The sequence below is a fragment of the Rhizobium sp. C104 genome, assembly GCF_022354505.1.
GTDB lineage: Bacteria > Pseudomonadota > Alphaproteobacteria > Rhizobiales > Rhizobiaceae > Rhizobium > Rhizobium redzepovicii.
The window spans coordinates 1,752,331-1,776,834 of the sequence record NZ_CP092348.1; the positions used below are offsets into that span (position 1 = coordinate 1,752,331).

A 24,504-nucleotide genomic window follows, 5' to 3' on the forward strand; every position below is an offset into this window, starting at 1 on the left:
GAAATATATAAGGGGGCAGCAACCATCCCCTATCTCTGCCTCCCGTGTAGGCGGCCGCAAATGCTGCCCGTGTCGAACGGTTGAAATACAGTCCTCAAATCATTTGCCGCAACATAGCGATAAATGATGTAACCTTCACGCTGGGCCCCAAGAAAGCCATCGAGTTTTTGCCGGCCGATCAGGACTTCCATGACTCCCTGCTCCATCCAGGAATAGGGTTGGCGGCTGGGCCGATAAACGAATTTGACTGCAGGAAGACAGAACACCACAAGAGCGATAACCACCACTGCAAGCGTAAACAAATGGCCATTGATGGCCCTACGTCCTGCCAGCAGGCGTGCAGACATGTCGAACACAAAGCCGCCCGGTTGAGCGGTTTTGCTGACTGCAATTTTTTCCACGATCAGAACTCGCGCCAATATAAGCGGTCGAAAAATATAGCAAATAGGCCGGCGTCGCCCATCGGATATGGTTGAACATGACGGCGTACCAGATGATGAACATCGCAGCAGTTGTCGCTACAAGCACAAATATCCTTCTGAACGACGCGAGCAATGCGCCGATGATCAGGATGAGAGCGACGATCGCATATCGCCGGCGATCCAGAAACCAATCATGCAAGATAAAGAAGAAGTCGTGCCAACCCTGGCGGGTCGTAAGATCGGTCACGAAAACCCGGTTTGCCGGATCGAAAGCACGGCCGAGCTCAAGTCTGTAGTCCGCCATCCACTGATCCGAAAGTCCGGGATGCCCAAAAATGAAAGGATAGATAGGGTTACCGAGCACGATGAGATTTTTGATGTACCAGTAGCCCGCAAGGGATAGAAACGCGGCCAGGCAGGTCAAAAAAAGCGAAAATGGCATTTTGCCGCGATAGATCGACGGCAAGAGCGCCAAACCGATCAAGCCAACCATCTGAAGCTCGGTGTATTTGCCGCCGACTGCGCCACCCACGAGCAAAGCACAAGAGACGATCTCAGAGGGCCTGCCGGTCTCAAGATAGCGCCAGAGATAAAGGACGGCGGCAACCGAAAAACAGGATCTGGGAAGATCAGTTAAAGGGACTGCCACGCCTGGCGTAAAAAAGGGCTGAAACACGATCAGGAAGAAAACCAGCAACAATCCAGCCGCCCGCCAGCGGTGTGCGCAGCTTGTGAGCAATAACAAAAATCCGAGGAAAATCGCCGCGTTCATCAGGCCCGCCCCGAGCCAGTGATCGACGAATAGCAATGTGCTGGCAAAAAGCACATTGAAGAAAAGCGGTATGTTTCCGTAAAAATTGCTGCCTATCTGCGGCGTGACAAACCCACCATGGGAAACGATGCTTTGCGCGAGCGGAATCTGAAATGCCCAAACATCCGCCGATCCTGCCGGGAAGAGCGCTGTTACCGAAATCACCCCAATCAAGACAATAAATGCGCCCGATGCCAAAAGAGGAAAGGGATTGCCGTTGGCAGTCGCCCGCACGCCCACCCCCGCCAGATTGCGCAAATCAACAAAAGTCGCCAGAACATCATTCCGTCGCCAGATCATCAAAATCGCGGCAAGAGGCAACACGATTTCTATGCGCAACAGATGAATGACTCCGAGGGCCGTTGCCAAACCACCGACGAGAGCAATCCCCGGCAAGATACCGCTCAAGAGCAGATCCGTGCCGTCACGAACAGGCGGATGAAAGCCGCGGTTTAGCCAAAGCACAAGAGCGCGATTGAGGGTCAGGCCAAACAGTAAAATCGCGGCAACGACAAGCCACACCGCAAGGACAGTCATGATCTTATGTTCCTCTCCCCCACTGCGATTGCTTACTGCGAAGACAGCGTAGATTCCGGCGCGCGAACTGCCGGATCGTGTGCAAATCTGGAAGGCAGCGATCCATCGCCAGGTAGGGAAATGCTGAAAAGGTTTGGGGGCTTTGCACTTCGATCTAATTGCCTTGTCGCCGACAGACCCGCCATAGCTTGTAAACCGTTTGCCTGCAATCCGAGAGACGCAGTGATTACCTGGGAACTATAGCTCGTCGGCGTCTAGCGCTTTCGCCACGCCCGCTGGAGGTGCCGTGGAGCGAGCCGCACTTGAATTCTTCGTTGTTTTAGTTTCGGTAAAAGTGACGCATCGGCGAGTGTTTGCAAAGCGGCCGAAGGGCGCTACCTATTCACCAGCCTCACATCACGGAACATCCCATGAGCCACGCCACCGTTGTTACCGCCGCCATGCTCGCCATTGGCGACGAACTTCTTTCCGGCCGCACCAAGGACAAAAATATCGGCCACCTCGCCGATCTGCTCACGCTTTCCGGTATCGATCTCAAGGAGGTGCGCATCGTCGCTGACGATGAGGAGGCGATCGTCGAGGCGTTGAACGCGCTTCGCGGCAAATATGATTACGTCTTCACATCAGGGGGCATCGGGCCGACGCATGACGACATCACCGCCGATGCCATCGCCAAGGCCTTCGGGGTGCCGTGCGAATATGACGAAACGGCGATGACGCTGCTGGCCGATATGTACCGTCGCCGCGAGATGGAATTCACCGAGGCGCGCCAGCGCATGGCGCGCATGCCGCGCGGATCTGTCCATATTGCCAATCCGGTGTCGACGGCGCCGGGTTTCATCATCGGCAACGTCCACGTGATGGCTGGCGTGCCGCAGGTCTTCCAGGCGATGGTCGACAATGTGCTGCCGATGCTTCGAACCGGAACGCCGGTGCTCTCGCTCGCCATCGCTTGCCCTTACGGCGAAGGCGAGATCGGTACGCCCCTGACGGCGATCCAGAAAGCCCATCCGGAAACCAGCATCGGCTCCTACCCCCGCTATATCGGCCAGAAATTCTCGACCGAGATCGTCGTGCGTGGCCGCGCGCAGGCAGCAATCGATGCGGCCGGCGCCGCGGTGCAAGACATGATCGACGTCATCCGCCAGAGGAAGGACATCGCCGATAACCATTCCGCCGAGGCTTGAGGGCATAACCGGAACCGGGGATCAGGCTTAATCCCCGTCAAGGAACGGAAGAACGGTCCGGTGCATTCCTTCCCTCGCGCACGCCATTTCAGCGCAAGGAGAATTGATATGTCTTACAAAACCATTCTCGCCATTCTCGATACAGCAGACAATAGCGCCGCCGTCGCCGATTTCGCCTTTGCCATTGCCGCCGAAAGCGGCGCCCATGTGATCGGCCTGCATGCCGAAAACATCTCCGCCGTACCGCTGGTGGCGCCGATGGAAATCCCCGATCCCGTCGCCGTGCAGGCGCTGCAGGATATGGCGCATGGCGAAACGATCGCGGTAGAGCGGATTTTTCGCGCCAAGGCTGAGGCCTCAGGCGGTTCCTCGGAGTGGCGCAGCTTTGCCACCTCCATCGGCTACGGCTCCGCACCGCTGATCGAAAGCGCCCGCAGCGCCGATCTGCTGATCGCCTCGCAGGCCGATCCGGCCAAATCCTCCGACAGCCATGTCGACGTCGACAGCTTTCTCTTCGAAACCGGCCGGCCGGTGCTGATAATCCCCTACATCATCCGTCAGCCAAAGCCGATCAAGCGCGTGCTGATCGCCTGGAACGGCTCGAAGGAGGCAGCGCGCGCGACCTTCGACGCGCTGCCTATCCTGAAGGCGGCCGACGCGGTGGAGATCTTGTCGGTCGATCCGGCCGACACCGCACTGCAGTCGCCGCTGACGGCAGGCACCGATATCGCCGCCACGCTCGCCCGCCACGGCGTGAAGACGACGCTTTCGACGGCTCGAAGCGTGGATAAAAACACCTCGCACGTCATCGAGAACCGGCTTTCGGACAACAGCATCGATCTTCTCGTGATGGGCGCCTATACCCATTCCTGGCTCTGGCAGATGATCTTCGGCGGCACGACGAGGACCTTGCTGCAATCGATGACGGCGCTGACGCTTCTGTCGCGTTGATCGGCTGCTCTTGCCTTTTGCCGGCAAATTCCGTTAATTGCGCCGACCGATGACGGCTTCGGGCCTCGGCACAACTCGCGCAGTGCAGCGCGCGATCTCGCGCAGTTCCGGCTCGCGCGATTTCTTGTTTTGCCGATCGCCGCCTCAAGCCCCTCCGGTCGCCGGCAAACGGCGTGTTGATTTTTCATGCCGCGGAGCAGCCCGATGTCCCTTCCCGATAAAGCCTTTCCCGTCTCCTGGGATCAGTTCCACCGCGATGCGCGCGCCCTTGCCTGGCGGCTTGCCGGCCTCGATCAAACGTTCAAGGCGATCGTCTGCATCACCCGCGGCGGCCTCGTTCCGGCCGCGATCATCTCGCGCGAACTGAACATCCGGCTGATCGAGACCGTCTGCGTCGCCTCCTATCATGACTACGTCAACCAGGGCGACATGACGCTGCTCAAGGGAATAGCGCCCGAGCTCGCCGAAAACGGCGGCGAAGGCGTGCTCGTCGTCGACGATCTGACGGACACCGGCAAGACCGCCGACCAGGTGCGCACCATGCTGCCGCGGGCGCATTTCGCTTGCGTCTATGCAAAGCCGAAGGGTGTTCCGACGGTCGATACCTTCATCACCGAGGTGAGCCAGGATACGTGGATCTACTTCCCTTGGGACATGGGCTTCACCTACCAGGAGCCGATCGCCAAGGGGCCGCGCTGAGCCCATAGGTCGCAGCGCGCACCCCTCGTATTTACCACTTGAAATTGTTCCAGTTTTTGTCGGCGAGGTTTCCTGAATCCGCTATCGGGATCTGCACATCTATTTTAACTTATTCGCATAAACTCGGCAGCTGCGAATCGTATCAAACTGCGCTTAAAGCGTGCAGCAAACGATGCGGTAGAAGGAAACGACGATGGCGCGGTGGGGACATGTTGCGGTGGTTGCCGTCGGGCTGGCGGCATGTCTGCTTCCCCTCACGCCTGCCCGCGCCGAGCCTGCCTATGTTCCCCTGGTGCGCGACTATGTCGAGACGCGGATCCGGCCGATGGTGGAAACGCCGTTGGTGCTGAAAGCCATCGCCGAGCAGAATGCCAAATTCACCGATGTCAGCGAAATCGACATGCGGGTCCTCGATGAGACCTATCGGTCGGAGGTCGATCGGCACCATCTGCAGATGGTCCAGCTGCTGCTCGACAAATCCGTGTCGAACTACCTGAAAACCAGGCAGGACGCCTCGCAGGGGGCGATCGTCGAATTTTTCGTCACCGACAGTCATGGACTGAATGTGGGGCAAAGCACCATCACCGCCGACTACTGGCAGGGCGACGAGGAGAAATACCTCAGAACCTTCGCCGACGGCTCGCGAGAGATCTTCATCGACCGGGCGGAACGCAACCAATCCACCCAGATGCTCGAAACGCAGGCGAGCTTCGTCGTCATTGACGAAGAGGACAAGGCGATCGGCGTCGCCACCGTCACCATCGCCATCGACGCGCTCTGAAGAGGGCTGAATTCGGCGCCGAATCGGCATGCGCATTTGCACGGGAAATGCCATCACAAGATTTGCCGCAGGACGCTTTTTTGTGGTTCCGGCATTTTCCTTGGCCGGCAGCGCCTGCAAGCCATTGTAATTTCAGGGCTCCCCGGCTTTCCCCAATCTCCACAGGCGCATCCACAAGATGTTGTGGTTAGCAATCAATTAACGGCCAGCCCTTGACGGAATCACCCGTTTCAAACTTACTGTCCCTGATGTTGCGGCGGCGACAGGACCGGAGGTAACGAGCCCGGTTCCCTATTGAAAATTAGGACGCGGAATCAGGGCGACTGGCCGGGAACGGTGTCAGGCCTGACAGGATCTCTGCGCGATTTTCAGCCTCCAAAAAAAGTGACGTCGGGACTGGCGATAATAAGCTGTTAATACTATATTTAGCGTTTGCAGCCACCATCACCACAAGATACAGGAAGGACATCTCCGGATGACACCCCTGTGACAATACGGAAACGAGACTGGCTGCACGACGACAATGTGCCGCCGGATAGGAATTTGCGCCCCGGTCGTGGGGACTGGGCGCCAACACGAGGTCAAGACCATGCGCATCGAACGTCGTTTCACGAAGGCCGGCCAAGGCGCCTATGCGGATATCGAATTCCGCAAGGCGACCAGCGAGATCAAGAACCCCGATGGTTCGATCGTGTTCCGCCTCGAGAATATCGACGTTCCCGCCCAGTTCTCCCAGGTCGCGACCGATGTTCTGGCGCAGAAGTATTTCCGCAAGGCCGGCGTCCCCACCCGGCTGAAGAAGGTGGAGGAAAACGACGTTCCTTCCTTCCTGTGGCGCTCCGTTCCCGACGATGCGGCGCTGAAGACCCTGTCCAAGGATGAGCAGACCGGCTCCGAGATCGATGCGCGCCAGGTCTTCGACCGCCTTGCCGGCACCTGGACCTATTGGGGTTGGAAGGGCGGCTATTTCTCGTCCGAAGAAGATGCGGCGGCCTTCAAGGACGAGCTTGCCTATATGCTCGCCACCCAGCGCGTTGCGCCGAACTCGCCGCAGTGGTTCAACACCGGCCTGCATTGGGCCTACGGCATTGACGGTCCCGGCCAGGGCCATTTCTATGTCGACCCCTTCACCGGCAAGCTGACCAAGTCCAAGTCGGCCTACGAACATCCGCAGCCCCATGCCTGCTTCATCCAGTCGGTCGAGGACGATCTCGTCAACGAAGGCGGTATCATGGATCTGTGGGTGCGTGAGGCGCGCCTGTTCAAATACGGCTCCGGCACCGGCTCCAACTTCTCGATGCTGCGCGGCGAAGGCGAAAAGCTTTCCGGCGGCGGCCGCTCCTCCGGCCTGATGAGCTTCCTGAAGATCGGCGACCGCGCCGCCGGCGCCATCAAATCGGGCGGCACGACGCGCCGCGCCGCCAAGATGGTGGTCGTCGATATCGACCATCCCGATATCGAGGAATACATCAACTGGAAGGTCAAGGAAGAACAGAAGGTCGCAGCCCTCGTCACCGGCTCGAAGGTCGTCGCCCGGCACCTGAAGACGATCATGAAAGCCTGCTTCAATTGCGAAGGTGGCGACAACGGCGACTGCTTCGATCCGGCCAAGAACCCTGCCCTGAAGCGCGAAATCCGCGCCGCCAAGAAGGACCAGGTTCCGGAGAACTACGTCCAGCGCGTCATCCAGTTCGCCCGCCAGGGCTACAAGGATCTTCAATTCAAGACCTACGACACGGATTGGGATTCGGAAGCCTGATCTCACGGTCTCCGGCCAGAACTCCAACAACTCCGTCTCGATCAAGGACGACTTCCTGCGCGCCGTGGAAAATGACGGCGAATGGAAGCTGACCGCCCGCAAGGACGGCCGGGTGATGAAGACGCTGAAGGCGCGCGATCTCTGGGAAACGATTTCCTACGCCGCCTGGGCCTCGGCCGATCCTGGCATCCACTTCAACACGACGATGAACGACTGGCACACCTCGCCCGCCGGCGGCCCGATCCGCGGCTCGAACCCGTGCTCGGAATACATGTTCCTCGACGACACCGCCTGCAACCTTGCCTCGCTGAACCTGCTGCAGTTCAAGGATAAGGCCACCAAGCGCATCAATATCGCCGATTACGAACACGCCGTTCGCCTGTGGACTGTCGTGCTCGAAGTCTCGGTCATGATGGCGCAGTTCCCGTCGAAGCGCATTGCCGAACTCTCCTATGAATACCGCACGCTCGGGCTCGGCTACGCCAATATCGGCGGCCTGCTGATGTCGTCGGGCATTCCCTATGACTCCACTGAGGCCCGCGCCATTGCCGGTTCGCTGACCGCGATCATGACCGGCATATGCTATGCGACCTCGGCCGAAATGGCTGCCGAGCTCGGCCCCTTCCCGAACTTCGCGCCGAACCGCGACAGCATGCTCAGGGTCATTCGCAACCATCGCCGCGCCGCTTACGGCGAAACCTCCGGCTATGAGGCGCTGTCGATCGACCCGGTCGCGCTGATCCATTCGGAAAACCCGGATCAGGATCTTGCCGCCCACGCCAAATCGGCCTGGGACAAGGCGCTCGCGCTCGGCGAACAGCATGGCTACCGCAATGCCCAGGTCTCGGTCATCGCCCCCACAGGCACGATCGGTCTCGTCATGGATTGCGACACGACAGGCATCGAGCCCGACTTCGCCCTCGTCAAGTTCAAGAAGCTCGCCGGCGGCGGCTACTTCAAGATCATCAACCGCGCCGTGCCCGACGCGCTGCGTACGCTCGGCTATTCCGAGAGCCAGATCGCCGAAATCGAGGCCTATGCCGTCGGCCACGGCAACCTGAACCAAGCACCGGCGATCAACCCGTCGACGCTGAAGGCCAAGGGCTTGACCGACGAGAAGGTGGAAGCCGTCAATGCGGCGCTGAAGAGCGCCTTCGACATCAAGTTCGTCTTCAACCAGTGGACGCTCGGCGCCGACTTCCTCAAGGAGAAGCTGAAGGTTTCCGACGAACAGCTCGCCGACATGAGCTTCAACCTGCTCGACCATATGGGCTTCTCGAAGAAGGACATCGAAGCCGCCAACATCCATGTCTGCGGCGCGATGACGCTGGAAGGCGCGCCCTTCCTGAAGGCCGAGCATCTGCCGGTCTTCGATTGCGCCAATCCCTGCGGCAAAATCGGCAAGCGCTACCTCTCGGTGGAAAGCCATATCCGGATGATGGCTGCTGCCCAGCCCTTCATCTCGGGTGCGATTTCCAAGACGATCAACATGCCGAATGAGGCGACCGTCGAGGATTGCAAGAACGCCTATCTGCTCTCCTGGAAACTCGGCCTCAAGGCGAACGCGCTCTATCGCGACGGCTCGAAGCTGTCGCAGCCGCTCAATGCCTCGCTGATCGAGGACGAGGACGACGAGGATGCGCTGGAGGACCTGCTGCAGGCGCCCGTCGCCGCCCAGGCCGTCACCATCACCGAAAAGATCATCGAGCGGGTGATCGAACGCGTTTCGCGTGAACGCGAGAAGCTGCCGAACCGCCGCCAGGGCTATACCCAGAAGGCCGCCGTCGGCGGACACAAGGTCTATCTGCGCACCGGTGAATTCGGCGACGGCCGCCTCGGCGAGATCTTCATCGACATGCACAAGGAAGGCGCTGCCTTCCGGGCGATGATGAACAATTTCGCCATCGCCATCTCGCTCGGCCTGCAATATGGCGTGCCGCTCGAAGAATATGTCGAGGCCTTCACCTTCACCAAGTTCGAGCCGGCCGGCATGGTCATCGGCAACGACGCGATCAAGAACGCTACCTCGATCCTCGACTATGTCTTCCGCGAGCTTGCCGTCTCCTATCTCGGCCGTCATGACCTCGCCCATGTCGATACGTCGGATTTCTCCAACACCGCACTCGGCAAGGGCATCCAGGAAGGCAAGACCAACCTGCTGTCGACCGGCTGGACCCGCGGCTACAAGCCGACGCTGGTGTCCGGCACCGGCGGCGAACGCCAGGCCGGCGAACCCAAGGGTGCTGCCACTGCAGCCCCTGCCCGCGCCGCTTCCACCGGCACGGTCACCGCCTTTGCCGGCAGTGCTGCCCGCAAACTGGAACCGACCGCAGCCATCTCCACTTCCGAAATCGTCGCCTTCAAGCGCGACTACGAGGAGCGCGCCAAGGAATTGGCCGAAGAGATCGCCGAAGAGGTAACTGAGGAAATCACCAGCGACGCCACCGCCCTTTTCTCCGACAAGGCGGCAGCGGACGCGGCAACGGCGAAGACCGAAGCCAAAAAGGTGGAAGCCGAACGCCGCCAGCGCTCGATTATGCAGGGTTATACCGGCAACATGTGCTCGGAGTGCCAGAACTTCACGATGGTGCGGAATGGGACCTGCGAGAAGTGCGACACGTGCGGTGCGACGAGCGGGTGCAGCTGAAGACTCTCGGAGTTCCTCTGGCGCGACAAGCGTTATGACATAGCGCCACTTTTATGACACAGAATCCATCGGTCTAGATTGCGATCTGGACCGATGGATTTTTTACGAGGGCGCAGCGGACGGGACTTTTTTACGAGTGATCTTAGAGGAAGTAGCCCCACAATCTCCTCCCAGACTTCGGTCATTGCCTGAATGAAAGCTGGACTTCCACACATGTCCGGATGACCGAAGAACCTCAAATCCGCCTCAGGCGACTCCGATTCCGCACCTGCTATGGCGATGCGTGATTGCATCCCAAGCAGTTCCTGAAGGGTCATCTCGTGAAGATCGCGATAGATCGGGCTTGCATGCCGCGTTGAAAACACTAGGGACTGTCGGCTTGCCTCGGCGCGTATATAAGCTACGGCAAACATAAGGAGAGCAAGCAGGTTACCGTAGCCTACTGACGGATCCGCGTTTAGCCAGGAACAAATATCCGGGCGAAAGCCGTTCAGAACAGCAATGGCGTGGCAGGCGACATCAGTGTCGACGCGATATCATCGCCGCAACTTCTACCTGGCTCGATCGAATTCCGCGGTCGTATCTTACTGTAACCTACTTCAAGAACGCGGCTGTGGGGGGTAGTTATCCTGATCGGAGATCAGCGGCACGCATCGTTATATGAAACGGCGATACGCTAGCGAGGGTGACGAAAATGATACCTGACCGGCGCGCGGTGGACGACGCGGGATTTCAGGGCCTAGTCTGGGTGGCCGGCCATACCTTCACCATGGGTTCGGACAAGCATTATGTGGAGGAGGCTCCTGCCCATCCGGTGACGGTCGACGGCTTCTGGATCGACGCCACCCCCGTCACCAACCGCCAGTTCGCCTCATTCGTCAAAGCCACCGGACATGTGACCGTCGCCGAAAGGGCGCCCCGTGCCGAGGACTATGCTGGAGCGCTCTCCAAAATGCTGCGAGCCGGATCGCTGGTGTTCACGCCGCCGAAAACCGTCGTCGGTCCCGACATTACGCAGTGGTGGTCGTTCAAGTTCGGAGCGGACTGGCGACACCCCTACGGTGGTCGCACGGACATCCGCGGCAAGCTCGATCATCCCGTCGTTCATATCGCCTATAGCGACGCCAAGGCTTATGCGGCTTGGGCGGGAAAAGATCTGCCGACCGAGGCCGAGTGGGAACTGGCGGCGCGCGGCGGCCTTGATGATGCCGAATTTGCCTGGGGCGACGAGTTGATCCCGGAAGGAAAGCTGATGGCCAACACCTGGCAGGGCACCTTCCCTACGCAGAGCACCAAGCCCGCCGGTGCAGATAGAACGTCCCCTGTCGGATCCTTTCCATCAAACGGCTACGGCATCTACGACATGATCGGCAACGTCTGGGAATGGACCTCTGACTTCTGGTCGGCACGCCATCCCGAGCCTGCCAGCCATTCATGCTGCATCCCCATCAATCCCCGCGGAGGCGACGCCGACGCCAGCTATGATCCGGGGATGCCAGACATCAGGATCCCCCGGCGCGTGCTCAAGGGCGGATCCCACCTCTGCGCGCCGAACTACTGCAGGCGCTATCGTCCCGCCGCCAGACATGCCGAGCCTGAGGACACGTCGACAAGTCATGTCGGATTTCGCTGCGTCAAGCGCACGTGAGGGCCGCGTGATAACCAAAGGGCGCCTCGGCGGAACGAAGCCGCCGATTGCGGGTCCGCAACTCAGTCTGCAATGTGACTGTAGGAGCGAACGCGGATCGACAGTGCATACTGTATGTTACTGGCGCGTGCGCGGTACTGGCCATACCCTCCCCGAATAAAACGGTCAGCATCATGCGGGATCGATTGCCGGGGGACCGAGATGAAAAGCAGTATCCTGACTTTGGCTGCCCTCTTAGGCGGTACGGCGCTTACACTTTTTTCCATCGGCGGGACGAGTGCGCCAGCGCAAGTCATCAATGGAACAGCCGGCGCGCCCAGTGCGACAACCACAATCGACGGCCGACAGATCCCGCCGCCACCAGGCGAGTTCGGCGGCACGACAAATCTCGACGCGCTTCAGTCGACGCCATATTGGCAGCCGCAAGTGGTACCGCCCAAGGGGGCGCCCAACGTCTTGCTGATCTTGACCGATGACGTTGGATTTGCGGCCCCGAGCACCTTCGGTGGCGTCATTCCGACGCCAACGCTCGACCGGATTGCCAACATAGGCCTGCGCTACACCAACTTCCATACGACATCGCTGTGTTCCCCCACACGCGCCGCTCTGATCACGGGCCGGAATCATCATTCAGTGGGATTCGGTGTGATCAGCGAGGCGTCGACCGGTTATCCGGGCTACGACAGTGTCATTACCGCGGACAAGGACACGATCGGCACAATCCTCAAGGCGAATGGTTATGCAACATCTTGGTTCGGCAAGAACCACAACACGCCAGCTTTCCAAACCAGTCAGGCGGGTCCCTTCGATCAATGGCCCATCGGAATGGGATTTGAGTATTTCTATGGTTTTGTCAGCGGCGAGACCAACCAGTGGCAACCGGACCTCTACCGCAATACCACGCGTGTCTATCCCTATCTGAATAACCCAACCTACAACCTGACGACTGATATGGCGGACGACGCCATCAACTATCTCAACCAACTCAACCAGCTCGATCCCAAGAAGCCATTCTTCCTCTACTATGCACCGGGCGGGACGCATGCGCCTCATCACCCGACCCCCGAGTGGATCAAAAAGATCAGCGACTTGCATCTCTTCGACAAGGGATGGAATGCGCTGCGCGACCAAATCTTCGCCAACCAGAAGAGACTTGGCGTTGTTCCGCAGGATGCCCAACTTACGCCTTGGCCCGATAAGCTTATCAAGCCGTGGGACGGCCTTTCTGCTGATGAGAAGAAGCTTTTCATCCGCCAGGCCGACGTCTACGGAGCCTACCTCGCCTATACCGACAACGAAATCGGCCGGGTCGTCAAAGCGGTCGAGGACATGGGCAAGCTCGATGACACGCTGATCATCTTTATCAGCGGCGACAATGGCGCGAGCGCGGAAGGCTCCCCGGCTGGAACGCCAAACGAGATGACTTTCTTCAACGGCGTCGACGTGCCCGTCCAGGACCAGCTCAAATTCTACGACGCCTGGGGGTCGGCAGCGACCTATCCGCACTATTCAGTCGGCTGGGCATGGGCTTTCGATACGCCCTTCAAGTGGACCAAGCAGGTCGCTTCCTATTTCGGCGGCATTCGCAACGGCATGGCCATCGCATGGCCGGGTCACATCAAAGATCCGGGTGGGGTGCGCAACCAGTTCCACCATGTCATCGACATCGTCCCGACGATCTTGGAAGTGACAGGCGTCCGCGCGCCCGAGATGGTCAATGGTATCACCCAGACGCCGATCGAAGGCGTGAGCCTGGCCGACACCTTCGACAAGGCAAACGCCGATGCGCCATCGAAACATTCGACCCAATATTTCGAGATGTTCGGCAATCGCGCGATCTATCACGATGGGTGGATCGCCTCCACATTGCCCTATCGGGAACCTTGGAACGGAACGGCTCCGATCCCGAAAGACATCGTCAACGGCGTGACCTGGGAGTTGTTCGACCTGTCCAAGGATTGGACGCAAAACAATGATCTGGCGGCCGCCAATCCCGGCAAGCTGAAGGAGTTGCAGGATTTGTTCTGGATCGAGGCCGCAAAGTATCAGGTCCTGCCGTTGGATGCCTCGGCCTTGACGCGCTTCATTCTCCCGCGACCGAGCATCGTCGCTGGACGCAATGACTTCATCTATACGAAACCGATCGTCGGCGTCCCCCTCGGGACGGCACCGAGCATCCTCAACAAGTCCTTCACGATCACGGCCGATATCGATGTGCCCGCTGGCGGCGGCAACGGCATGCTTGCGACTGCGGGCGGGCGCTTCGGGGATGGGGCTTCTACCTGCTCAACGGGAAGCCAATCTTTGTCTATGACCTGTTGGACCTCGCCAGGCCAAGGGTGGAGGGTGCAATGGCATTGACGCCTGGAAAGCACAATCTCGTGTTCTCCTTCAAGTCCGACGGGCCGGGCCTCGGCAAAGGTGGGACGGGGACAATCACCATCGACGGAGCCCAGGCGGCAAGCGGGACCTTCCCTCATACCATTCCCTTTGCTCTCGAAGCGAGTGAAACCTTTGATGTCGGCTCCGACACGGGAACCGGTGTCGACGATAACGACTATCAGGCACCGTTCGCTTTCGACGGAAAGCTGAACAACTTGAAGATAGAACTTCAGCCGCAACCTTGAGGCAGGAGGTCCAGCGCAGAGCGCCCCGTCGCCAAGGCGACACATGCCGAAAGTGGACGCTGACCTGGGCACGGGGATTCTGCGCCATGAACACAGCGCACCGACGCATGCTTCTGACTCTGTTCGCTATCGCCGAAGGTGCGACGGGACTGGGGCTTGTCGTGGCGCCGTCGATCCTCTTCGTTCTGCTGTTTGAGACAAAGCAGGTCGCTTCGGAGGCACCACTGGTTGGGCGGATCTGCGGCGCGGCGCTGCTCGCTCTTGCCGCAGCAAGCTGGGGTGCGGGTGGCGCCGAAGACAGGCAAGGCAGACTGGGGCTCCTCGTCGGAGTGACGCTCTACAATTTCCTGACCATGGCCGTCTTGACCTATTCCGCCCTCGTTCTGCAGATGGTCGGCATCCTGCTGTGGCCGGCGATCCTCTATCACGCGGCGACTTCCCTATGGGGCTTGCTCGCTATTCGGCGGGCGCAGTAGATCGTGTCATCGTGCTTCCTTGGGTGGTCATTTACGGCTTTGGCCGCCTCGGGTCGCGGGCTGCTACGAGGCGACGACGACGCAATGTCCGCTTCTCCGGTTGGACGAGGATCAGTTTCTGCGGTAGGTTACAAAAGAGATAGTTAATAAAATCTCCGGTAGTCACGTCCCTCAAGAGCGGGTGAGGAGCAAGTCGTGCAGGATACATTGCCATCAAGGCGCGATATCGCGCCGGATTCGACGCGGCCACCTCCGACCCACGATGATGTTCGGGCTCAGCTTAATCAAATCGTTACCAGCCCGCAATTTCCGCATATCGGTCGGAGTGCCGCATTTCTTACCTATGCCGTGGAGGAGACGCTTGCAGGCCGCGCAGCCCGGATCAAGGGGTATTCTGTCGCCGTCGAAGTCTTCAAGCGCCCCAACGATTTCACGCAGGATGATCCGGTGGTGCGGATCGAGGCCGGAAGGCTGAGGCAGGTGCTTGAGCGCTACTATCTTACGGCAGGTCGACACGATCCGATCCGAATAGACATTCCGAAAGGCGGTTACGTGCCGACCTTTGCCTGGACTTGTTCGAGTGCTGACAATTCTGATGCTGAAGACCAAAGTTTGCCGTTGGAGCGCGCCGAGTACCCTTTTACCAGCTTAAGACGGCATATGTGGGCAGTGGCCCTTGGATTGATCGTGATCGTGGGCGGCGCTGTAGCCCTGGCTGGATTGACCTCCATTCGATTTGGCTCCATCTGGCCCTTCGCGACTGCCGACATAACCGGAACCGATGGACCGACATTGGTGATCGCTCCATTTGCTAATCTGGGTGACGGTCCTCAGGCGCAACTCTACGCGAAGGGCCTGACTGAGGAGCTTCTCGCTGCCCTTCCCCGCTTCAAGGAGATCAAGGTTTTCGGTCGCGAGACGTCCAGATCCTTGCCTCCAGAGGTGGGGACATCGCAGATTCGCGGGGAACTTGGTGCGCGCTTCCTGCTGGCAGGCGGTGTCCGCGTCTCCGGAAGCCGAGTGCGTGTGACGGCACGTCTGCTCGACACGCAGACCGATGCGATCCTCTGGTCGCAGACCTACGACGACGACATCGGCGTCCGCGACCTGTTCACCATTCAGTCCGACGTCGCCAACAAGGTTGCGAGCGCCGTGGCGCAGCCCTATGGCATCATGGCGCAGGCCGATGTCTCCAAACCGCCGCCTGATGATCTTGGCATCTACGGCTGTACGCTGAGCTTTTATGCTTACCGTGCCGAGTTGAGCATCGAGCGGCACGGAGAGGTTCGTAACTGCCTCGAAAGTGCGGTCGCCCGCTATCCATCCTTTGCGACGGCCTGGGCGATGTTGTCCATCGTCTATCTCGATGAGGATCGCTTCAGGTTCAACCGGAAGCCCATTTCATCCGCGCCGATAGATCGCAGCTTTCAGGCCGCCCGCCGCGCCGTTCAACTGGATCCCGCTAACACCCGCGCCCTTCAGGCGCTGATGACGACGTTGTTTTTCAGCCAGCGGGTTCCGGAGGCACTTCAGATAGGCGAACGGGCACTGGCGACCAATCCGAACGACACCGAATTGCTAGGAGAGTTTGGTACCCGGCTGGCGATGAGCGGGGAGTGGCAGCGGGGGGCAGCACTGTTGGATCGCGCCATTGCTCTCAACCCTGCCGGCGGCGGCTACTATCGCGGAACGCGCGCACTCGCAGCCTACATGTTGCACGACGACAAGACCGCTGTCATCGAGATCAGGCAGGCTGACCTGCAGAAGTTCCCGCTGTTCCATGCGGTGGCTGCCGTCATCTATGTCGACGCAGGAATGGTCGAGGACGCCCGCAGCGAGGCTTCGCAGTTCAACGAAATGAGACCCGACTTCATTGCGAACATCGTGGCCGAACTCAAGATGCGGAATTTCCAACCACAGGACAGGGCGCGGATGATTGCCGATCTGCGAACGGCCGGACTTCCTGCGATGGACGAGGTGCAGGCGACCATGTCGCTGCCGATCGACGGTTCCAATGTCCTTCAGCCACGATAACGCCACGGTCAGGACAACTGGCACAGAACATACCCGATGTTACACGCGCGCGCTGTCGTCACCATGTAGGTTGTGGTCGCTGATAATCGTTTCTTTTGATACTCGAGAGCCAGCTAGCGACCTCAGTCGTCCGACAAACCATTTAGAAGGGATTCGTCGATGACCAAAGCACTCCAGCGAACCTTGCACCCTGCCGTGGCGGCGGTGTCTTCCGCGGCACTCGGCTTGATGATCATCGTGGGATCTGGATCGGCTGCAAGCGCTGCAGACGCAGACGCCAAGAAGCTCGTGAAAACAATGTCCGACTACATGGCCGCAGAAAAGGCGATCTCATTTTCGTATGACACCAACCTGGAGGTCGTCACCGGCGACCATCAGAAGATTCTGCTGGCAAGTTCCGGCAAGATCGAAATGGGCCGGCCGGATAAACTCCGGGTTACCCGGTTTGGTGGGTTCGCCAACGTTGAAGTCACATTCGACGGCAAGACGCTTTCGCTGCTTGGCAAGGACGCCAACCTCTATGCCCAGGCAGAAGTTCCAGGCACCATCGATCACCTAATCGATGAATTGCGGGACAAGCTGCATAGACCCGTTCCGGGTGCCGATCTTCTGCTCCCGGATGCCTATGACGAACTGATGCGCGACGTGGTCGATGTCAAGGACCTCGGCAGCGGTGTGATTGGCGGCGTCGAATGCGACCACCTTGCATTCCGTACCAAGGAAGTCGACTGGCAGATATGGATCGCTCAGGGCGAGCATCCCTATCCGTGTCGATATGTCATTACCGCAAGCCAGGTGGATCAGGGCCCGCAATACAGCATCCAAATCAGTGACTGGAAGACAGGCATCGATGTCGTTGCCGACGACTTCGGGTTCAAGAACATCACGAACGCAAAGAAAGTCGACCTGACGAAGCTTGCCGATATTGATGAGCTTCCTGATCACTTTGCCATGGGAGGCACCAAATGACCGTCGCAAGAAAACTCAAACTCCTGCTGCTCGCTGCGGCGATCGGCATGTCCGGCCTGGAAATCGGAAACGGGTTTGCGATTCCGGGACTGGGCGTCTTCACGCCGGCAGAGGCCAGGGTCGGCCGGCCGATGACGCCTGTGAGTGTCGCTGGAGTTGCGCGCCGCTCGGTCCGGCGCTGCGCCGTCGGCGTCTATAATTGCTAAAAAACAGGCCCGACGAACGCGCATTCGACAAGCGCCAGCATGAGGGAAATCAGTGGGGAGCAAAAACGACGCGGGAATGGGATCGATCGTTGCCGGCTATGTTCAATGGCTTCTGCTGTGTGCATTGATCGTCGCTCTGTCTGGGTGCGGCGGGCATCCGAAGGACGTCATGACGCCCGTTGCAGACACGTCTCCGAAGTCGACCAAGGTCAACTTGCTGATCGCGACGACACGCAGCAGGTCCGCGGTGCCAGGAGAGATGTTCAACGGAGAACGGGCGCTGGCCCCGGCTTTCGCCGATATCACCGTGTCGATCCCGCCGAACACGGTCCGCAAGGAGGGAGAGGTCGCCTGGCCAAAGAGGCTTCCCTCCAATCCGGCGACTGATTTCGCGACCTTGAAGGCCGACGATCTCAATGTCGATGAGGCCAAGCGCTGGCTGAGCGCGAGCGTCCGCAAGAGCCCCGACCACAGTGTCCTGGTGTTCATCCATGGTTTCAACAACCGGTTCGAAGACTCCGTCTACCGCTTCGCCCAGATCGTCCAGGACTCGGGTGTGCACAGCGCTCCCGTGCTGGTGACCTGGCCGTCGCGTGGCAGCCTTCTCGCCTACGGCTATGATCGGGAGAGCACGAACTATACAAGAAATGCTCTGGAGACGCTCTTCCAGTATCTCGCGAAGGATCCGCAGGTGAAGGAGGTGTCCATCCTCGCTCATTCCATGGGGAACTGGCTGGCGTTGGAATCGTTGCGCCAGATGGCCATTCGTAACGGCCGACTTCCGGTGAAGTTCAAGAATGTCATGCTCGCGGCTCCCGACGTCGATGTCGACGTGTTCCGCCAGCAGATCGGCGACATGGGCAAACAGCATCCGCAATTCACCTTGTTCGTATCCCGTGACGACCGTGCACTGGCTTTCTCGCGTCGGGTCTGGGGTGACGTGTCCCGACTAGGAGCCATCGATCCCGAGCAAGCGCCCTACAAGGCGGAATTCGAGGCCAACAAGATCGTGGTGATCGATCTCACCAAGATCAAATCTGGCGACCGAATGAACCACGGAAAATTCGCGGAATCGCCGCAGATCGTTCAGCTCATCGGATCACGCATCTCGGAGGGTCAGACGCTCACCGACAGCAGGGTCGGACTTGGCGACCAGATTCTGGTGGCGACGACCGGAACGGCGGCGGCAGCCGGGAACGTTGCTGGTCTGATCCTTGCCGCCCCCGTCGCTGCGGTCGATCAGAACACGCGGGACAACTATGCGGGCCAGGTCAGTGGTCTGATGGGCACCGCCAAACCGCGGCCGGCAGCGTTGAAAAACTGCGACGAGGTACGGCCAACCCCGAGACTGCAGACCTTAGCTCCGACATCGGCAGGACAAGCGCAGGCAATGCCGAGAGGGACAGATGCTACCGTAACATACTTATCGGCAGGCGGGTCTTGCGCCAGACTTGGGTGGAGATCGATGATTATGATTGATTCGTCGGCGACAGCGATGAAGACCGACAAAGCAGGGGGACTTACATGACGGCATTTCTTCTACGCGCTGCGGTCCTTTGCGCGGGTCTCGTGGCCACCTCGCCCGGCTGGGCGGCCGATCTTACGCCGCTAACACCCGATGCAAAAGTAGTCGAGAGCCCGAGCGGTTGGACCTTCACCGTCGCGCCGTATTTCTGGATGGCAGGGATTTCCGGAGACATTGCACAGTTCGGATTGCCGGAGGTTCATATCGACTCCGATTTCGGCGACATCCTGGAGAACCTCGATTTCGCCTTCATGGCTGCGGGTGAGGCACGGTACGACCGGTTCAGCATCTTCGGCGACATCATCTACACCAAGCTTGGCGCAGACGCGAATACGCCGCTTGGCATTCTCGCCGACAGCGTCGACGTCACTTCAAAGACCTTCGCGGGACTTCTCGGGGTCGGCTACTCGGTGCTGGAAGACCAGTCGGGACACCTCGATGTCGTCGGCGGCGTCCGGGTGTGGTCGGTCGACACCAACATCTCCTTCAATGGCGGGATTCTCGGTGGCGTCGAGCAAGATGACAGCGCGACCTGGGTCGACGGTCTGGTGGGCGTCCGGGGCAATTACTTCTTCACGCCGGAGATCTATCTCACAGGATGGGGTCTCGTCGGTGCCGGCGGCGCGGATCTTGACTGGGATGTGGCGCTCGCGCTCGGCTACAAGTTCACCGACACGATCTCGGCTGTTGCGGGATACCGCGCACTCGGCGTCGACTACGACAACGACGGCTTTGTTTTCGACGTCGTCCAGCAGGGGCCGATCCTCGGCGTCGTCATCCATTTCTAAGAACGACGTCTGGAACAGCAGATCGAAGCGCACCGTGATCGATGTCAACCGAGGTACTCAATGCTTCCCCTCGGCTCTGCTCGTTCCGGCCTCCCCCGGAGCAAGACACCAACCGTGACCGTATCGACGCAGGCGTCCGGCACGCCGCCACAGTTGCGGGCGCAGTTTAATGAAGGATAGCCGCGCGTCGAAGATGTTATGTCGTCGTCGCTACTCTGGGATGGAGCGCTCGGGAGGCGATGACGTCAGGGAAGACGACTTCCGCACGAAAGCCACCTTCAACACGGTTTTCCAACGTGAGCGTCAGATCGTACACCGCTGCAATCTCCGACACTATGGCAAGACCTAGACCAGAGCCGGGTTTGAGACGGTCGAGACGGACACCCCGGCGTGGAAGATCGGGCAATCTCTCTGGCAAGACGCCTGGGCCGTCGTCCTCGATCGTGAGACGGCTCTGCCCATTTTGTCGAATCGCGGTGACATGGATCCTGCTCCTGGCCCACTTGCAGGCGTTCTCAAGCAAGTTGCCCGCAAGTTCGCGGAAGTCGTACGGATCGACGGGAACGCTGAAGTCCTCGGCCACGTCTATTTCCCATGCGAGGCGTTCACCTGCCTCAGTGTGTCGGAGCATTCGAACGGTCTCGCTGATGATCTTCTCGACGTCGGCATCGCCACTTCGCTGATCAGGGCTCGGGGTGATACGGGCTCGGGCGAGCTCGTGCTCGACGTGCGAAAGCATAGTCTCGGCAAGATGGTCGAGTTCATCGGCGATCTCGGCCTCGCCCTTCTCCCTGAGTGAGTACGCGTTGTTTGTGAGAACGGTCAAAGGCGTCTTCAGTCCGTGGGCGAGATCACTGGCCCTACTCCTGGCCTTCTCCATCGCGGCGGCCTGGCTTTGCAGCAGCTTGTTCAGTTGGTTGACGAGCGGTTGGACCTCGCGCGGATAGGCCCCCGCCAGTCGGCTGGCCCTCCGGTCGCGGACGGCTTCAAGATCACGACCGATGCGGTCGAGAGGTCTCAATCCGATCCAAAGCTGACCGATCGACATCAACACGAGTAGCGCAGCAAGAACGGCGACATAGGGCAGAATGTCGAGAGCAAATCCAAGGCGAGCGCTGTCGACCTCGTCGGCATTCACCGCCACCGCGATGCGAATGGGCCTCCTGCCCTCAGGCTGTTGATTTCCACTGAGAGCTGACCCGGCGCAGCCAGATATTTCCATTGAGAATTGACCCATGTTTCAACCGTCCCTCGCATGCTTTCAGCGGGGGCTCTGGAGTGATCGACATGGCATTACTGAGCGTAATCCGACGCTGGCATTTTCGAGAGCATCTATCGATCCGGGAGATTTGCCGCAGGACCGGCCTGTCCCGGAATACCATCCGCAAATACCTGCGTGCCGGCGGCGTGGAGCCGAAGTTCAACGTTCCGGAGCGACCGAGCAAGCTTGACCAGTTTGCGGATCGATTGTCAGCTTGGTTGAAGACGGAATCCAAGAAGGGCCGCAAACAGAAGCGGACGATGAAACAATTACATGCTGACCTGGTCAGCCTCGGCTACGAGGGCTCCTACAATCGCGTGGCGGCATTTGCTCGGGAATGGCGTGATGATCGGCAGAGGGAATTGCAGACGACAGGCCGCGGCACGTTTGTGCCCTTGGCGTTCGAGCCTGGTGAAGCCTTCCAGTTCGACTGGTCGGAAGACTGGGCGATCATCGGCAATGAGCGCACCAAGCTGCAGGTGGCGCATACGAAGCTGAGCTACTCCAGGGCTTTCATCGTCCGAGCCTATCTCCTGCAGACGCATGAGATGCTGTTCGATGCCCATAATCACGCGTTCCGCGTCTTCGGCGGCATTCCTGGCCGCGGCATCTACGACAATATGAAGACTGCAATCGACAAGGTCGGCCGTGGCAAGGAGCGCGACGTCAACGTCCGCTTCATGGCAATGGCCAGCCACTACGTGTTCGAGCCCGAGTTCTGCAATCCGGCCTCCGGCTGGGAGAAAGGACAGGTCGAGAAGAACGTTCAGGATGCGCGTCATCGCTTCTTCCAACCGGTCCCGCGCTTTCCATCACTGGAAGCCCTGAATGACTGGCTTGAGCAGCGTTGCAAGGAGTTCTGGGCACAGACCCCGCATGGTCAGATGCGTGGCACCATCGCCGACATATGGGCAGAGGAAACACCAGCTTTGATGCCCGTTTCCAGGCCGTTCGACGGGTTTGTCGAATATACGAAGCGGGTCACGCCAACCTGCCTCGTGCATCTGGAGCGCAACCGCTACAGCGTTCCGGCATCCTTTGCCAATCGACCGGTGAGCCTTCGAGTCTACCCGGATCGTGTCGTCGTCGCGGCAGAAGGTCAGATCGTTTGCGAGCACCGTCGCGTCATCGATCGTTCCCATGATCGACCGGGGCAGACCATCTATGACTGGCGGCATTATCTGGCGGTGGTGCAGCGAAAGCCCGGCGCTCTTCGCAACGGCGCACCGTTCGCCGAGCTTCCAGACGCATTCCGGACCTTGCAACAATATCTGCTCAAGAAGCCAGGTGGCGACCGCGAGATGGTCGATATCCTGGCACTTGTTCTCCAGCACGACGAACAGGCAGTGCTCTCGGCCGTCGACATGGCGCTGAAGTCCGGCGTTCCGACCAAGACGCATGTGTTGAACCTGCTGCATCGCCTGGTCGACGGCAAATCCTTCACGCCGCCGACCCTCGACGCACCTCAGGCACTGACGCTCACCAATGAGCCCAAGGCCAATGTCGAACGATACGATACCTTGAGAAAGACGGAGGTTCGCCATGCGTCATAATCCGGCAAGCGGCGCGATCGTCATCATGCTACGGCAACTGAAGATGCACGGCATGGCCCACGCCGTCGGTGATCTGACCGAGCAGGGATCGCCGGCGTTTGAGGCTGCCATTCCGATCCTGTCCCAGCTTCTCAAGGCGGAGACTGCGGAACGAGAGGTCCGATCGACCGCATATCAGCTCAAAACCGCACGCTTCCCGGCTTACCGTGATCTGAACGGCTTCGACTTCGCCAGCAGCGAGATCAACGAGGCGCTCGTGCAACAGCTTCATCGCTGCGACTTCCTCGACGACGCCAACAACATCGTTCTGGTCGGCGGTCCCGGCACGGGCAAGACACACATTGCCACCGCGATCGGTGTCCAGGCCATCGAACATCACCATAAACGGGTCCGGTTCTTCTCAACGGTCGAACTGGTCAACGCTCTCGAGCAAGAGAAGGCGCAGGGTCGGTCTGGGCAGATCGCTAATCAACTCGTCCATTCCGATCTCGTCATTCTCGACGAGCTGGGATACCTGCCGTTCAGCGCCTCAGGCGGTGCATTGCTCTTCCATCTGCTGAGCAAACTCTACGAGCGCACCAGCGTCATCATCACCACCAACCTGAGCTTCAGTGAATGGGCCAGCGTGTTCGGCGACGCCAAGATGACGACCGCGCTGCTCGACCGGCTTACCCACCACTGCCACATCCTGGAAACCGGAAACGACAGCTTCCGCTTCAAGAACAGCTCGGCGCATGAGCCCAAAACAACGAAGGAGAAACGAAGGAACTTGACCACCACGACCAACACAAACGATACCTAAAGGCGGGTCACTTCTCGGTGGAAACGCCGGGTCAGCTCTCAGTGGAAATCAACACGCCGACGTCGTCCTGATGCGGCAGGATCTCGCGGTCCTTTCCAAAGGGGTGGACGACGGGCGTAGGACCTTCACCAATACGATGAAGTACATATCGATTGCGACGAGCGCTAACTTCGGCAACATGATCAGCATGGCAGCGGCGTCGCTCGTGTTGCCGTTCCTGCCGCTCCTTGCCAAGCAGATACTGCTAAACAATCTGCTGTCGGACCTGCCGGCGATGGCCATCGCCACGGACAAGGTCGATTCGGCAGACCTTCGGCGTCCGCAGCGTTGGGACATCTCACGCATCAAGAGGTTCATGCTCTGGTTCGGGCCGCTAAGTTCTCTCTTCGATCTGGCGACGTTCGTCGTGCTCCTGGGAGTGTTTTCCGCCGGACAGGACGAGTTCCGGTCCGCGTGGTTCGTGGAATCGCTAATGACGCAGTTGGCGACTATGCTCGTCATCAGAACGCCTGGTCCGATCTGGAGGAGCCGACCCAGTCCGCTGCTATTCGGCACGGCGATTGCCGTCGGTTCCGCGGGAGTGACCATCCCCTACACCCCGATCGGCGGGCTTTTCGGGTTCGTTCCGATCCCCCTCGAAATTCTCGCAGTGCTTTTGGGTATCACCTTGTTCTACGTATCAGCTCTCGAGACCGTGAAGATCTTCTACTTTACGACGCTGTCAACGCAGGACCATTCACAGCCTCGAGCGTCGCGCCGTCGGCCTCGCACTCGAACAAGGCGCCATTCAAAATAGGCGTGGTCGCTCAGCGCGGGAGCGC

Annotated in this window: 16 protein-coding genes and 3 pseudogenes; 16 read left to right on the forward strand and 3 right to left on the reverse strand. The window is 59.4% G+C overall.

The annotated features are described in order from the left end of the window. Positions 1–29 precede the first annotated feature (29 nt). Both MF410_RS09825 and MF410_RS09830 read right to left on the reverse strand, forming a co-directional pair. Positions 30–401, reverse strand: a complete 372-nt coding sequence (locus MF410_RS09825; RefSeq protein ID WP_239620345.1) for a hypothetical protein — start codon at positions 399–401, stop codon at positions 30–32. Between the two features lie 7 nt (positions 402–408). Continuing rightward, positions 409–1,770: pseudogene (locus tag MF410_RS09830) on the reverse strand (hypothetical protein); the annotation flags it as partial. Positions 1,771–2,180: 410 nt separating this feature from the next. Between MF410_RS09830 and MF410_RS09835 the strand changes: the two are divergent. From MF410_RS09835 to MF410_RS09895, 13 genes and pseudogenes are all read left to right on the forward strand, one after another. Beyond that, positions 2,181–2,957, forward strand: coding sequence for a competence/damage-inducible protein A (locus tag MF410_RS09835; RefSeq protein WP_097625225.1), 777 nt, complete (start codon positions 2,181–2,183; stop codon positions 2,955–2,957). A 108-nt stretch (positions 2,958–3,065) separates the two neighbouring features. Continuing rightward, positions 3,066–3,908, forward strand: a complete 843-nt coding sequence (locus tag MF410_RS09840; RefSeq protein WP_097625224.1) for a universal stress protein — start codon at positions 3,066–3,068, stop codon at positions 3,906–3,908. Positions 3,909–4,112: 204 nt separating this feature from the next. Next, positions 4,113–4,607 (forward strand): xanthine phosphoribosyltransferase, encoded by a 495-nt coding sequence (gene gpt, locus MF410_RS09845; protein ID WP_097625223.1) that lies wholly within the window; start codon positions 4,113–4,115, stop codon positions 4,605–4,607. 193 nt (positions 4,608–4,800) lie between these two features. Continuing rightward, positions 4,801–5,388, forward strand: a complete 588-nt coding sequence (locus MF410_RS09850) for a hypothetical protein (RefSeq protein WP_097625222.1) — start codon at positions 4,801–4,803, stop codon at positions 5,386–5,388. A 589-nt stretch (positions 5,389–5,977) separates the two neighbouring features. Next, positions 5,978–9,794: pseudogene (locus MF410_RS09855) on the forward strand (vitamin B12-dependent ribonucleotide reductase). 694 nt (positions 9,795–10,488) lie between these two features. Then, positions 10,489–11,442 carry a formylglycine-generating enzyme family protein gene (locus MF410_RS09860; protein WP_097625220.1) on the forward strand — a complete coding sequence of 318 codons (954 nt, stop codon included), beginning with the start codon at positions 10,489–10,491 and terminating at the stop codon, positions 11,440–11,442. 201 nt (positions 11,443–11,643) lie between these two features. Next, positions 11,644–14,069: pseudogene (locus MF410_RS09865) on the forward strand (arylsulfatase). A gap of 86 nt (positions 14,070–14,155) precedes the next feature. Continuing rightward, a complete protein-coding gene (locus MF410_RS09870; protein WP_097625218.1) occupies positions 14,156–14,545 on the forward strand; it encodes a hypothetical protein in 390 nt (129 codons plus the stop codon). A gap of 195 nt (positions 14,546–14,740) precedes the next feature. Next, on the forward strand, positions 14,741–16,579 hold the full coding sequence (locus tag MF410_RS09875; RefSeq protein WP_097625217.1) for an adenylate cyclase: 1,839 nt from the start codon (positions 14,741–14,743) through the stop codon (positions 16,577–16,579). A gap of 159 nt (positions 16,580–16,738) precedes the next feature. After that, positions 16,739–17,548, forward strand: a complete 810-nt coding sequence (locus tag MF410_RS09880) for a DUF2092 domain-containing protein (RefSeq protein WP_097625216.1) — start codon at positions 16,739–16,741, stop codon at positions 17,546–17,548. Continuing rightward, positions 17,545–17,754: a hypothetical protein gene (locus MF410_RS09885; protein ID WP_097625215.1), complete on the forward strand. Its 210-nt coding sequence runs from the start codon at positions 17,545–17,547 to the stop codon at positions 17,752–17,754. The genes MF410_RS09880 and MF410_RS09885 overlap by 4 nt, the downstream gene beginning before the upstream one ends. A 76-nt stretch (positions 17,755–17,830) precedes the next feature. Then, the gene (locus tag MF410_RS09890) at positions 17,831–19,282 is read left to right on the forward strand and encodes an alpha/beta hydrolase (RefSeq protein WP_239620347.1); all 1,452 of its coding nucleotides are present in this window, start codon (positions 17,831–17,833) and stop codon (positions 19,280–19,282) included. Next, entirely contained in the window at positions 19,279–20,067 is a 789-nt protein-coding gene (locus MF410_RS09895; protein WP_097625213.1) for a hypothetical protein, read from the forward strand. Before MF410_RS09890 ends, MF410_RS09895 begins: the two co-directional genes overlap by 4 nt. Positions 20,068–20,263: 196 nt before the next feature. Here the strand turns inward: MF410_RS09895 and MF410_RS09900 are convergent, their stop codons facing one another. Beyond that, a complete protein-coding gene (locus MF410_RS09900; RefSeq protein ID WP_239620349.1) occupies positions 20,264–21,304 on the reverse strand; it encodes a HAMP domain-containing sensor histidine kinase in 1,041 nt (346 codons plus the stop codon). Positions 21,305–21,354: 50 nt separating this feature from the next. On the opposite strand from MF410_RS09900, the gene istA reads away from it, so the two are divergent. The 3 genes from istA (at position 21,355) to MF410_RS09915 (ending at position 24,479) form a co-directional block, all read left to right on the forward strand. After that, positions 21,355–22,881 (forward strand): IS21 family transposase, encoded by a 1,527-nt coding sequence (gene istA / locus MF410_RS09905; protein ID WP_130713392.1) that lies wholly within the window; start codon positions 21,355–21,357, stop codon positions 22,879–22,881. Then, positions 22,871–23,683 carry an IS21-like element helper ATPase IstB gene (istB, locus tag MF410_RS09910; protein ID WP_239620351.1) on the forward strand — a complete coding sequence of 271 codons (813 nt, stop codon included), beginning with the start codon at positions 22,871–22,873 and terminating at the stop codon, positions 23,681–23,683. The genes istA and istB overlap by 11 nt, the downstream gene beginning before the upstream one ends. Positions 23,684–23,753: 70 nt before the next feature. After that, positions 23,754–24,479 (forward strand): cation transporting ATPase C-terminal domain-containing protein, encoded by a 726-nt coding sequence (locus MF410_RS09915; RefSeq protein WP_239620353.1) that lies wholly within the window; start codon positions 23,754–23,756, stop codon positions 24,477–24,479. Positions 24,480–24,504: the final 25 nt, after the last annotated feature.